We start from the raw sequence: 12,421 nt of genomic DNA on the forward strand, positions 1-12,421 counted from the left end.
TTAAATAGATCATTTACTCATTTTTTATTAACATTACTTACTCAAAGATGCTGACAACATAGTAAGGTAACCTGAGCTATTTAAAGTATGCTCCGCTCTATTAACTATCCATTCACCATCTACCGCTTGGTTAAAGTCTATAAGATTAAGTTTAGCTTCTGCAAAAATTTGAGGATTACCAGGCATAGTTATATCTAAAGCTTCATTGTTACGCTTCAATTGTTTCAACTTGGCATTTGCTGCACTCAGCGCTGACTCTGCATTAGAGTAAAGTTCCAGCATAATATAACTTGGCTCGCTACTACCAACTGTTTCTTTAATAGTTTCGCCCTTTTCATAGCTATGCCACTTTGCCACTACTGAATTATACTTATCACGTACGGTAAAATGTACTTTCCAGTTAATTGTATCTTGAGGTCTAATAGTCGTTGTTCCTAAAGCTTTTCCTGTGGCTGATTTTGCCATATTCTTTGAAATAAACAATATATACCCACCAGCTAATTTTGCCATTGCTTCACGCTCTGTTGCGATCTTTGTTAACAGACTTATATCACTTTCATCTGCCTGATTAATATGGGGTATCAATACACTCTTAAATTCCTTAGCGACTTTGTATCCATATCCATGTTTTTGGGCTATTTCTTTTACTAAGTTTTCTATGGTAATTTGGCGCCATTCTTTTGATACTTTTGCCTTCAAAGATATTCTTAAATTTGTTGCATGAGCTTTGATTAGTAGAGTCTTAGGTGGACCCTGTATAGTCACTTCGTTGACTGTATATATACCCATTGGAAAGATTCCAAATTCCTTATAACCTAGTGCTATGTTCAATTCATTCGGAATATCTATGTCTTCATCCCTGTAATTAACACACACTTCAACTACATCATCTATTATTCCTGATTCATCTGTAAGGTGCAATGATATAACTCTATCTTTAATTGATTCACATTTATCTATTATAAAATCTGGCTGCATTTATTCCCAGACCTTTAATTTTGACTTTTGTACTATTTTCTTAATAGTAGGAAGCTTTATCTTTAATCCTGCAGGCAAAAAGCTTCCGTATTCTGCCAAACCTAAGTTCTCTGCTAGTACTAATTCCACTACTCCATCAGTAAATCCGTAATGTTTCCAGCAAATCAGATCTAACATCTCATTTTCTTTACTCACATAGTATACAGTCATCTATAGCTTTTTAAACTCAAACTAAATTCAACTTTTCTTGGTAGTCCATTAGGTAAAAAATACATCTGCTTTTCTTCTAACCTAGTAATTACGAATTGTCCTAAAATATTACCTAAACTATCTACTAAAATATGTGGTTTTTCAGCTTCTTTCACACTCTTTAATTGATTTAGCCCGTTGAGATTATGCAGATAAATCATTCCTTCTAAATCTATATTTTCTACACCTTGACCGATATTTTGTAATAGTGGCATATTTTCAATACACTCAATCGTGCTCCAACGATTTTCTTTGCTATACTTTAAACTTGTGGGAGCAAACTTATACGGACCAAGAGATAGCATCAATAAAATGTCTCTACCGTATCAAATAAAACATCACGTGACTTTTCTCTTATCCTTTTTATTACTTCATCTGCAAGACTACGAACATCTTGGTTAGGTTCTGCTTTAATGCTGATAGTGTAATTATTAGTGATGTTCTGAGTTTTATTTTGTTCTTTATTTTCAAACTTACTCCTTGCAAATATCTTATCGCTCTCTGTCTCCTCAATAAGGCTTTTGACTCTGAAGCTATTTTTATTTCTCTTTGAAAATTCTTTAATTATACTGTTACCTAGCACAGGATTTCCACTGTTGAGAATATTACTCTTTATGGGAGTATGGACTGCTTTTATTTCAGTTTTTCTTTTTTCAAATTCTTTCAGTGGGCTATTTTCCGATACTTTTCCAAATACACTTTCCCCTATCCATGAAAAAGCTTTTCCTATAGGTTCAATGAGTGATTTCCACAAGCTAGAGAAAAAGTCTTTCACCTTTTGCCAGTTAGCTATAACAAGAGCTGCACCAGTAACAAGTCCAGCAACTAAAAGTCCTATAGGGTTAACGAGTGTTATTGCTCTTAGTCCTGTTACTACTGCAGGAAAAACTGTAGCTGATAAAAATGAAAATACTCCAAGTAGGTTTGCTTTCAGACTAAAAATCGTACTTCCTAGCAATGTAAATCCGTATCCTAGTCCTACTGCTACAATTTTTAAACTTATCAAGGATGCTACAGTACCCATGATCGCCGTGGTTAAAGTTGGATATTTTTCTGCAAACTCTGCTATATATCTAGTTTTTTCTTGTAAAAATTCAGCTATAGATTTTAAAGTAGGCAACATCACTGAGCCCAGGTTCATACCAACTTCAGCTATTGCATTTCGAAGAAGTCGTAATTTATTAGCTGTAGTGTCTGCACGATTTTTGAATTCTTCTTGTAGAGAGCTCTTGTACTTTTCTGTATTAGCCAATAACTTTATTGCATCCTCATACTTATTAAAACTTCCAGCTAATAATGCAATATCATCTTGATATTCCTGACCGAAAAGTTTCATAAGGATTGTAGAACGTTCCTGGTTATCCATTTTCTTTAGAGTTTGAAAAAAATAGAGTAATGCTTCTTCGCCGTTTTCGCTTATTCTTTGTACTATTTCTTCTGCAGTTATTCCCATTTGCTCTAATGCTGCTTTAAAATCCCCTCCTTGTTCTTCAGCAGTCTGAAGTTTACTAAGTAGAGCATTTATAGCAGTTGCAGCTTTTTCAGGTGTTTTACCTAAGCTAATGAAAGCATTTGCTAAACTACTTGTTTTCTCGATATCCAAACCAAACTGCTTTGCAGTACCACCAACTATTGCTAGAGTTTCAACCATATCTCTTGCTTTAGCAGCAGTGTTATCTGATAAGTGGTTGATCACATTACCAACATGTTCCATTTTACTAACATCAATGCCATAAACGTTAGAGAGTTTAGCTATAGAATCACCTGCTTGCTCTGCAGACATATCAAATGCTGTAGACATTTTTGCCACTGTTTCTGTAAACATAAAAAGATCTTCTTTCTTGATACCAAGTTGACCACCACTTGCAGCTATTTGTGCCAGTTCTGCGGCTGATAATGGTATAGTGCGTGACATCTCTTTTAACTTCTTTGCAAATTTAGTTGCTTCATCCGTTCCTTTTTTAAAATCTACCACTTTTGTAACATCAGCCATAGCACTTTCAAAGTCAATCGCAACTTTAACTGGAGCTGCAAGCGTTAGCCCTAGCCCAATAGTCTCTATAATTTGTGACTTAAAATGTGCTTTGCTTGCTAAAAAACTTTGGTGACTACGTATTGCAGACCCAAGCTTACCATACTTACCTTTTAGCACTTCAATAGAAGAACCAAGTTTATATTGATCACTTACTAATGACTTAATATTTCTTCCACTTTTCCTTACTTCTTCATTAAATGAATGCAAAGCATCTCTCTTTTTCAAATATGCTTCTTTTGCTTTTGTTGCAGAAAACTTAGCTTTATCAAATTCAGCTTTTAAAGTTTTGCTCGGTTTCTCTATTGCTTTCATTTGTTTAGCTAAAGATTTTACTTGATCTTCAAAGCCCTTCCACGACCTCCTGCTAGTCAAAACATCACTACCCAACTGCTTAAATTTTGATACTGATTTTAAAGATGAGTCAAGCTTTCTTATGTTCTCACCAAGATGAGTAAGTTGACTACTACTGCCCTTTATTACAGTATTAAAACTGCCATCAAGTACTGCACCTATTTTTATCGATAATACTGACATTTGAACTCCCTAGCTAATTTGCTCCATAAAATAAATTCACTAATCTCCATATCAAGTATTTGTTCAACTCCGCCTCCTACAACAGAGCTGAACATTAATACTTCTGACCTCAAGTTCTTTGAATAACTGGTGAAAAAAAATCCTTGAGCACCTCTTGTACTTTAACATAATCAGCAATATCTAACTCCTCAATTGATTCTTTTGCCACTGATGTTAAGTTCGCTGTCAGAGTGACTTCTTTACTTAAATCACTACCATTTAGACGATCTATGGCAAGATAATCCCTAACTTTTGGACGTCTAACGGTAAGTTCTGAGACAGAAATTCCATCAACTGTAATTGGGTTGTTTAGTGTTATAGTTTTCATAAAATTCTCCTAAAAAATAAAATATTTTTACACTTTTAAAGTTATTTTAATATGCTTCTCCTTAAAAAATAAAATTTCAAATAAGTTTTCATATTCCTAAAACCGTTTGCAGCAAGGCCATTTGATCAACGCCATTTATCTTTCTTATCATATTTTCAGCATCGATCTCTATCAGCTCATTGCCACCTATGGTAAGTTTATAGTAATGAGCAGCTACAGTACACTTCAGCGTTGCTTTTTCAGCAGGTTTCCAGTTACCAAAATCAAATTCTTTAAAAATGCCTCTTAAATTGATTATTACTGCTTCAATATCATTACTTCCACTACCTTGCATTCCACCACGGAGCATCAAAGCTACTGAATTTCCATTTATCAACCCAAATAGCCGAAAGAGCTCTGTATCGTATTCAGCAAAAGTGAAATCTGCTTCAAGCTTTTCCATGCCCATATCAATACTTACTATTACCCACAAATATAAAGTTCGTGAGCAAGTCGCCATCCTTCTGCTAGATCAAAGAGACGTCTCCATCCTTTCCAAATAGTAATGGGTCCTGGTTCTAGATCATTTTTTCTAGCCAAATGTCCTCCAAGTTGAGCAACCCATGAAACAGCTTCTTTTATAGTAGGAGTTGCATTTGAACATGGTTTTCTATGTATTTTTACATATAGAACTTTCCATTCTTCTTCGGCTAATAAGGTAGTACACGGTAATGTTGGATCAGTTCTTGCAATTGTTGTAATAAAGAAAATTCTCCAAGCAATAATACTCATTACTGTTAAATATCGCATCAACCTTTCTGCTGTTCCAAGCCTACATTCTTCAACTTTGAGACCAGATTTTAAAATTTTATGTAATATTTCTATTTTCCATCTAAGACAATACCACCTAACTTTTTCAACAGCTTCATCAAAGGTATTGACTGGAAGATTTGTTAAAAGCATCCACTCTAGCGGACTTGTTTCAGAAGGAAAGTCTTTTTCAACAACGTAAACTGCATAGTGTGGTAATTTAAGTAATTCTTCTTTCTTATGCCTAATACTATTCTTAGATGGATGCATAATAAACTTTCCGAATCTAACTTCCAAATGTGCTGTTCTTTTTGGCTTATTATCTTTTGCAGGAACTTCAACTTTTACCGTACCTGCACAATGAGAGGATTTAATAAATTCCCATAACTTCTGCTCACCTTTTTCAGGATATCGAGATTTTCTATTTACTGCCCTATCTTTGGAAGCTCTAACTAACACTGCCGAATTAAGATTATGTGCAAGCTCAAAAAACTCATATATATCTGCTTCTCTATCGCATATAGTTATAGTCTCAGTTTGAGTTGAATCAATAATGTTGTTTGTGTTGCTTAAAGTTTCTAACCATTTTATACTCTCTTTATCTTCAATGCGGATACTGTCATTGTTCTTTTTTTTTATGTTTTCAGATTCTTCAGGTCTTGAATAAATTTTTTGATCTAGTATCCCTAGTACCAAACCTTCTATACTAACAGCTAGAGCTGTATGCATTATAATACCTTGACTATGTTTTCTTGTAATAACTCCCAATCCACTTGTTTTTTCATGGTCTGTGTATGAAATATAACTTGTATCTTGGATCACAAAAATTTTTTTATGGGCTTTTGTTCTTTCAACTGTTTTAGCAACGTGTGAAGCTAGAATATCGCCTTCTTTCACGTTCTCATTTTGAAAAAAACGATATGCTGCTTTTGCTTCTGACCAACTTCCACACGCCTGATTGATTGAGCTTTCAGGTAAACTTGTAAAACTATCAGCAATATTTACTAATCGGTCAGTTAACCTTTTATCTCCAAGTACAGCATCTCCAAATTCATTTTCAGCCCATTCATTATTCCTGTTTGCCATTTTTTACCCTCAATGTTTGCAAACTTTAATGTTGTAATACTTTATTTTTATGTCCATTTATATTTGTGGGTAATAGTAAGATATCAATATTTACTGGAATATCCATACCACCAGCTCTGTATTCTTCAGTTTTTATGGTAAGCTTCGGCAAGGTTATTTCATCAATTTTCCCTGCATAACCACGACCATCAACAAATACGTTAAAATTTCTCAGTATTTTCGGTAACACTTTACTTGCTCCTAACTTATTATACTATTATTTACAAGATGAGACCTGAATATTATTTGCTCAGCCGGATATGGTGGTGTAAATTCGAAATCAAAATATACTTTCCCGCTTGCAATATTTGCCGGTGTATTGAGCTCTGGTGTTGTATAACATTTTCCGCTAATAATTGCTCCTTGTGCTTTTAAACTTGCAAGATAAGAATTCACCCCCTCAATTACATCATCTATATAAGTTTTGGTGATATTTCGATCAACTGCCCAGAGATGAGCTCGAAGTAAACTATCATTAATTAAATCTGCAGTCCTTCTCACTGACAAAAAAGCCCATTTTGAGTCATTTGAACATGTTCTATTTCCCCAAAGCCTATAGCCATTTTGATGAATTATCGTTGTTACTTCATTTTCATTTAAGTGGTTTGCTCTGCAATTTGTATTACCGAGAGTAAAATCAATAGGCCTGCTTGTTCCAACAATACCGTTTATTTCTTTATTTGAAGGTGAGTGCCAGAAGCCTTGCTCGCTGTCTATCTTAGCTATTAAACCAGCTACAAATGGACTCGATGGCAAGATTTCTTCTTTTCCTTCAATAAATAACTTAATCCATGGGTCAACCACGTAAACTCTTGAGCTGCCTACACTTTTTCTCCATTTTATTGCTTCTTCATCATTAGTATTTGGTCCATCTGCTACTATTATGCTTCTCAGCTTTTCTGCTATAGGAATTAATGCTGCAACCACTGGATTTTTGCCATCTTCTGGTAGTTGGTGAGTAAACTGAGGTGCAATTAATATTCTTGGCGCAACATGAACTATGCTTTCACTGCTGAGAAATGCCTCAATTCCCTGATATTCTCCGGTTTCCTCATCAACACCGCCAATTATATTCTTCAGCGTCTCTTCTTCTTTTAATTTTGGATCACTTTCTTCAACTCGAATAACTACTACTGTTGCACCAATTTGGGAAAATACTCCATTTACTGCTGAAAAAAGAGTCCCCTTTTTGCCAAGTTTTACCGCTTCTTTTAAGCTTCCTGCTATCAGTACTGGCTTATTCAGTGGAAATTTTTGCCCATCTGCTTCAGGTGCAGTACCAATTACACCTATCACTGATGATTTAGCTGTGCGTACTACCTTGGCCCCTGAGGTTACCTCAATAACATTTACACCATGTTGTAAGTTAAACATATGATATAAATAAATAAGAGAGAAAGATAACCCTACTCACTATAGGAATAGGGCTATTATGGGCATGTGCTACCGTCGCCATGTTGGTGTTTTACAACCGTTTTTATCAAGGTACACTAGCCCTATCTCTCGATACGTTTGAATAGTTGCATGGGACATATGTATGCACCCGTTTACAACCTTAAATTAATTAAACTATCGGAGATTATTATGATTACATCTTATCAAAATTTTATTGGCATTGATATCGGAAAATTTAAAAATGTTGCTGCAGTGCACAACCAAAAGAACACTATCAAGTTTGATAATAATTCTGCTGGTTGGCAACAATTGTTTCAAGAATTTTCAAATATTCTACCTAATGCTTTTGTAACTTTGGAAAATACAGGAAAATATGAGCTTGGCTTAGCACATTTTCTTGTTGGTAAGAATGTTGCTATACATCGAGCTAATACTCGCAAAGTAAAAAGTTTTACCTTATCTCATGGAACTTTAGCAAAGTCTGATCAATCAGATGCAAGAACCCTTGCCCAATATGGATTTGAACGCTATAGTACTCTATCTCTATTTGTGCCTATGTTAAAGGAACAAACAACCTTAGTCGCACTTTGCCAACGTCGTGATGACATTACGCAAATGAGAGTTCAAGAGAAATGTAGATTAGCAGCACCTGAAAACGACTATATAAAAGAAAGTTGCCAAAAGGCTGTTGACTTTTTTAACAATCAGATAAATGAACTCAACGATTCTATACAAAAAATTATTGATGGAAATCCAGAGTTACAAAAGCGCCAAAAAATCATAAGAACAGTACCAGGAATAGGTATAAAATTATCTCAAGACTTTGTGTGTCTGATGCCAGAGCTTGGCCATTTAAACAAAAAAGAAGTTGCAAGTCTCGCTGGAGTTGCACCGCATCCAAAAGAAAGTGGAAAAACTATTGGCTACAGAAGAATAACGGGTGGTAGAAGTAATGTCCGTAGAAAGCTTTTTACGGCTGCAATGGCTGCTGCAAAGTCCAAATCTGCACTTGGTGCCTTTTATTCTAAGCTTGTTGAAAGTGGCAAGAAGAAGATGGTAGCTATAACAGCTCTAATGCGTAAAATTATAGTTATTGCCAATGCCAGGCTTAAAGAAGCAATTAATTTGCATATTTAAAAATTTACACAGCAGTAACTGAAATGGGTTAATGAATATTGTGAATAAGTACGCTCACACAGACTTAAAGTACTTATTCACAATATTCATTGACTTAAGCAGAAATTGTCGTAGTAGCTGCTTGACATAAAGTCCTATTTCTATGACAAACGGGTTTTTATTGCCCATATAATTTGCAAAACTACACAATAAAAAATTTTTAAAAAACATAGTTGATAAAAATTGCTCTGTCATTTTTTTTGCATTCTTTGTTTAAAATCATTGAGCAAAGCCTGTAGCTCTACTTCACTTTTAGCTTCTTCAATTTTCCTCGGGAATGTTCAAAAAAGTGTGTCAAACCGAAAAAAAAGTAATAAATTGATATAAAAAATGGAGGTTTGATATGAGTCAAGCAAATAGAACTACTGGTTTGGTAGATTATAAAGAATTAGAAACAAATATCCTGTCATCTATACGAGAAGGAAGACCATTGACAGGAAGAGATGGAGCATTAACACCGTTTATAAAAAGGCTGCTAGAGGCAAGTCTGGAAGGTGAAATAGAAAGCCACATGTCAGCTAAAAGTGAAGAAAATAACCGAAGAAATGGAAGGAATGCAAAAACTTTACGTACAAGTTCAGGCTCATTTGAACTATTAACACCAAGAGACAGAGAAGGAAGCTTTGAACCGCAAATAGTCAAAAAAAGGCAAACAAGCCTACATCCAGAACTTGAAGCAAAGGTCTTAAGTACATACGCCAGTGGCATGGGATACAGAGACATAGCTTCACACGTTGAGGAAATATATGACCATAAAATATCAGCAGCAGAGATATCCAATATTACTGATAAACTGCTACCAATAATCAATGAATGGCGCAGCCGTCCATTGCAATCAGTGTATCCAATAGTGTTCATGGATGGCATGTTTTTTAAGGTCAAGGAGGACGGACATTGCGTAAGTAAATGCATGTATAATATATTGGGTATAAATCAAAATGGCAGAAAAGAAGTATTAGGTTTTTATCTGGCTGAAAGTGAGGGAGCTAACTTCTGGTTGGGAGTTTTAAATGACCTCAAAGAAAGAGGAGTAGAAGATATTCTGATTGCATGTGTAGATGGGCTAAAAAGCTTTCCTGCAGCCATCAACAGTGTATTTCCCAGTGCAGAAGTGCAGCTATGTATAGTACACCAAATAAGAAATTCTCTGAAATATGTATCCAGTAAAGATGTAAAAGTTTTCATGAATGATCTGAAAAAAATATATCGTGCTTCAAGTAAAGAAATTGCTGAGAATTATCTGCTTGAGCTGGAAGAAAAATGGGGAGAAAAGTATCCTTTAGTTATAAAATCCTGGCAGAACAATTGGGAAAACTTATCCAGTTATTTTAAGTATTCTGGGCCAGTTAGGAAGCTGATTTACACCACTAATCCAATTGAGGGGTTGCATAGACAAATCAGGAAATTTACTAAAACTAAGGGTTCATTTACTAGTACAAATGCCTTGTACAAACAGGTATATTGTGCTATAAAAAAGGTAGAGCAAAGGTGGATTATGGCTCTCCCTAATTGGGCTTTAACTATGTCTCAACTTGATATTTTCTTTCCAGATAGATTGAAAATTGAGTTGAACTAAAAATGCGGCTTGACACACTTTTTTGAACGTTCCCTTGATGAGGATTTTTAACGATTATTATAATGCGCAGAGATTTATATTGGATGAGAGTTTATTTGGAGATCTTCTTTCTGATTATTCAGGAGTAAAAATAGAAAAAGATGGACCAGTGTTATCATTTGGAAGAGTAAATTTTTTCAGGTCTAGTGGTCCAGTTATTAGGATTATAGAAAACTATCTACGCGATCATTATGAACGAGCTTTAAGCAATGATATATATCGCCTAGATGTAGCAATCCTTGGAGAAACAGAGCCTCACACAAAGAATTATAACGGTATTTATGAAAGAAATCATTTGTGGTACAACTTAAAAGCACTATATCCATTACCACAGAGTTTATTACCATCGATTAAATTTGCAAAAGCGCAGATAGTATTATCAGACAGTTGGGATTTAGGAGACATAAATACGTGCTTTCCAGTTAGTAGCGTAGAAGAAAGAGGAAATAAATTTGTATTGGGAAGCGATAAACTTTCAGGGCAATATTGGAATTTAAAACACAAGCCAATTTTAGAAAGATTTAGCGTTACTCACAACTATAAAGTAGAAAATTATACAGATCAGAAGGTCAGAAAATATGTTTTAGCAGAACACAACGTTTACTATAAAAACGATTTAGATTCAGAGCAAAAAGACTCAATACACGAATTAGAAAAGCACATTTTAGTATTTTACCCGGGAGTACTGAAGTGGCACGAACATCGACATTTGCACAGAAGTTGGAAAGATAGTCGAATAATATCTCTAATAAGTTAAGCACTTATATTTAGATCCTCATATATTATATTAATAATAGGTAAAAGTGTATGAAATAAAAAGAAAAGGACTTGCTTTCTCATGCTAAAAAGGACATGACTTGAATAGCAGCAGGTAAATATAAGAAATTTGTCTGGCGCTAGAAAAGCTAATTTTGTGAGGTATGAAATGAGTTTTAGCAAGAGTAAGTTTTTTAAAGAAGTATCAAGTAACGGGTTTAAAAACATTAATAAAAGAAATGAAGAAGGAGAGACGATCTTGCATCAAGCAGTAGAAATCTCCGATTACACAACAGTGAGGTTATTAATAAAAAAAGGGGCAGAGGTAAATGCAAGAGATAAAAATGGTTATACACCACTACACTGTGCAGTATTTGCAAAAAGCTTAGAAAATGTAAAAGTGCTGCTAAGGGAAGGAGCAGAAGTAAATGCCACTCAATATGTCAGTGGATGTACGCCATTGCACTCTGCATGCAAAATAGGAGGAGCAGGAGTTGAAATAATAAAAGAGCTAGTAAAAGCGGGAGCTGAAGTTAATCAACTGAATAAATATGGTGCAACACCAATGTATTACATCTGGGAAAGTGAAAAGTATTCTCTGTGTGATAGCAAAGAAAGTGAAAAGGCAAGCAAATTTTTGAGAGAAAAAGGAGGAGTAATAAAAAATAGAGAACTGACATGCTATGGAATAGAGAGGCTAGTGGGAGAAATAGCAGACATGTTGAATGGGAGTTATTTGCCGGAGTTAAAAATAATAGAGATAGAAGAAATAAGGAAGAGAGACAAATCACTGATAAAGGAAGAATGTAAAAATTTAGCAAGCAAAATAATGAGCCAAGTGAACGAAATGATAGATGAGGTAGCGAAAAGGAAGGTTTAAAAGAGGGATTTAAATTTAAAGAAAAGGTGAGGTGGATTATGTTAAAGCTTGGCAAATTTAATAAGTCAGCAAAAGAATTATTAGAGAACTCATATGAAAATATTTATGAAAGAGACGAGAAGGAAAGAACAGCTCTGCATTATGCAGTAGACGCAAAAACAGTGAAGTTATTAGTTGAAAAAGGAGTGAATGTGAATGCAGCAGATGTGAAAGGATACACAGCACTGCACCTAGCGGTAACGGAGAAACGTCTAGAAATCGTGAGGGAATTGATAAAATCAGGAGCAGACGTAAATGCTGAGGAATATGGAAATAAATGCATACCTCTACACCTTGCGTGCATGGTAGGTGAAAAAGAAATAGTGGAGGAGCTGATAAAAGCTGGAGGAGAAATAGAGCAAGCGGATAAATTTGGAATGATAGCGATGGATTATGCGAAAAATAGCAAAGAAATAGCCGAGGTATTAAAGAAAGAAACAGAGAAAATGGAAAGTTTGTTAAAAAAATAAGAGTCGTATCAGA

General features: G+C 34.9%; 11 protein-coding genes and 3 pseudogenes. 5 read left to right on the forward strand and 9 right to left on the reverse strand.

Annotation, left to right across the window (positions count from 1 at the left end):
• Positions 1-33 precede the first annotated feature (33 nt).
• From OPR35_RS03900 to OPR35_RS03940, 9 genes and pseudogenes are all read right to left on the reverse strand, one after another.
• The gene (locus OPR35_RS03900) at positions 34-978 is read right to left on the reverse strand and encodes a contractile injection system protein, VgrG/Pvc8 family (RefSeq protein WP_006015622.1); all 945 of its coding nucleotides are present in this window, start codon (positions 976-978) and stop codon (positions 34-36) included.
• The gene (locus OPR35_RS03905; protein WP_006015620.1) at positions 979-1,188 is read right to left on the reverse strand and encodes a tail protein X; all 210 of its coding nucleotides are present in this window, start codon (positions 1,186-1,188) and stop codon (positions 979-981) included. It lies immediately after the preceding gene.
• Positions 1,185-1,532: a phage tail protein gene (locus tag OPR35_RS03910; RefSeq protein WP_039950887.1), complete on the reverse strand. Its 348-nt coding sequence runs from the start codon at positions 1,530-1,532 to the stop codon at positions 1,185-1,187. The genes OPR35_RS03905 and OPR35_RS03910 overlap by 4 nt, the downstream gene beginning before the upstream one ends.
• Positions 1,532-3,796, reverse strand: coding sequence for a phage tail tape measure protein (locus OPR35_RS03915; protein WP_265024700.1), 2,265 nt, complete (start codon positions 3,794-3,796; stop codon positions 1,532-1,534). Before OPR35_RS03915 ends, OPR35_RS03910 begins: the two co-directional genes overlap by 1 nt.
• A gap of 109 nt (positions 3,797-3,905) precedes the next feature.
• Entirely contained in the window at positions 3,906-4,163 is a 258-nt protein-coding gene (locus tag OPR35_RS03920) for a phage tail assembly protein (RefSeq protein WP_264375233.1), read from the reverse strand.
• Positions 4,164-4,251: 88 nt separating this feature from the next.
• Positions 4,252-4,623 (reverse strand): annotated as a pseudogene (locus OPR35_RS03925) (phage major tail tube protein); the annotation flags it as partial.
• Positions 4,624-4,625: 2 nt separating this feature from the next.
• The gene (locus OPR35_RS03930) at positions 4,626-6,038 is read right to left on the reverse strand and encodes an IS4-like element ISWosp2 family transposase (RefSeq protein ID WP_264686125.1); all 1,413 of its coding nucleotides are present in this window, start codon (positions 6,036-6,038) and stop codon (positions 4,626-4,628) included.
• Positions 6,039-6,117: 79 nt separating this feature from the next.
• Positions 6,118-6,267: pseudogene (locus OPR35_RS03935) on the reverse strand (phage major tail tube protein); the annotation flags it as partial.
• Between the two features lie 11 nt (positions 6,268-6,278).
• Positions 6,279-7,451 carry a phage tail sheath subtilisin-like domain-containing protein gene (locus OPR35_RS03940; protein WP_265024702.1) on the reverse strand — a complete coding sequence of 391 codons (1,173 nt, stop codon included), beginning with the start codon at positions 7,449-7,451 and terminating at the stop codon, positions 6,279-6,281.
• Positions 7,452-7,661: 210 nt separating this feature from the next.
• Here OPR35_RS03940 and OPR35_RS03945 point away from each other — a divergent pair, with 210 nt between their 5' ends.
• From OPR35_RS03945 to OPR35_RS03965, 5 genes and pseudogenes are all read left to right on the forward strand, one after another.
• On the forward strand, positions 7,662-8,609 hold the full coding sequence (locus OPR35_RS03945; protein ID WP_265024703.1) for an IS110 family RNA-guided transposase: 948 nt from the start codon (positions 7,662-7,664) through the stop codon (positions 8,607-8,609).
• A 382-nt stretch (positions 8,610-8,991) separates the two neighbouring features.
• A complete protein-coding gene (locus OPR35_RS03950; protein WP_265024688.1) occupies positions 8,992-10,224 on the forward strand; it encodes an IS256 family transposase in 1,233 nt (410 codons plus the stop codon).
• A 34-nt stretch (positions 10,225-10,258) separates the two neighbouring features.
• Positions 10,259-11,020: pseudogene (locus OPR35_RS03955) on the forward strand (phage tail protein); the annotation flags it as partial.
• A 168-nt stretch (positions 11,021-11,188) separates the two neighbouring features.
• Positions 11,189-11,899 carry an ankyrin repeat domain-containing protein gene (locus OPR35_RS03960; protein ID WP_135352802.1) on the forward strand — a complete coding sequence of 237 codons (711 nt, stop codon included), beginning with the start codon at positions 11,189-11,191 and terminating at the stop codon, positions 11,897-11,899.
• A gap of 38 nt (positions 11,900-11,937) precedes the next feature.
• Entirely contained in the window at positions 11,938-12,408 is a 471-nt protein-coding gene (locus OPR35_RS03965) for an ankyrin repeat domain-containing protein (RefSeq protein ID WP_264376927.1), read from the forward strand.
• Positions 12,409-12,421 lie beyond the last annotated feature (13 nt).

Origin of the sequence: Wolbachia endosymbiont (group B) of Protocalliphora azurea (genome assembly GCF_947251865.1) — a bacterium.
Taxonomy (GTDB): Bacteria; Pseudomonadota; Alphaproteobacteria; order Rickettsiales; family Anaplasmataceae; genus Wolbachia.

Coding starts and splice junctions, on each gene's coding strand:
- OPR35_RS03900 (WP_006015622.1), bottom strand. CDS start 978: ATGCAGCCAGATTTTATAATAGATAAATGTGAATCAATTAAAGATAGA.
- OPR35_RS03905 (WP_006015620.1), bottom strand. CDS start 1,188: ATGACTGTATACTATGTGAGTAAAGAAAATGAGATGTTAGATCTGATT.
- OPR35_RS03910 (WP_039950887.1), bottom strand. CDS start 1,532: ATGCTATCTCTTGGTCCGTATAAGTTTGCTCCCACAAGTTTAAAGTAT.
- OPR35_RS03915 (WP_265024700.1), bottom strand. CDS start 3,796: ATGTCAGTATTATCGATAAAAATAGGTGCAGTACTTGATGGCAGTTTT.
- OPR35_RS03920 (WP_264375233.1), bottom strand. CDS start 4,163: ATGAAAACTATAACACTAAACAACCCAATTACAGTTGATGGAATTTCT.
- OPR35_RS03930 (WP_264686125.1), bottom strand. CDS start 6,038: ATGGCAAACAGGAATAATGAATGGGCTGAAAATGAATTTGGAGATGCT.
- OPR35_RS03940 (WP_265024702.1), bottom strand. CDS start 7,451: ATGTTTAACTTACAACATGGTGTAAATGTTATTGAGGTAACCTCAGGG.
- OPR35_RS03945 (WP_265024703.1), top strand. CDS start 7,662: ATGATTACATCTTATCAAAATTTTATTGGCATTGATATCGGAAAATTT.
- OPR35_RS03950 (WP_265024688.1), top strand. CDS start 8,992: ATGAGTCAAGCAAATAGAACTACTGGTTTGGTAGATTATAAAGAATTA.
- OPR35_RS03960 (WP_135352802.1), top strand. CDS start 11,189: ATGAGTTTTAGCAAGAGTAAGTTTTTTAAAGAAGTATCAAGTAACGGG.
- OPR35_RS03965 (WP_264376927.1), top strand. CDS start 11,938: ATGTTAAAGCTTGGCAAATTTAATAAGTCAGCAAAAGAATTATTAGAG.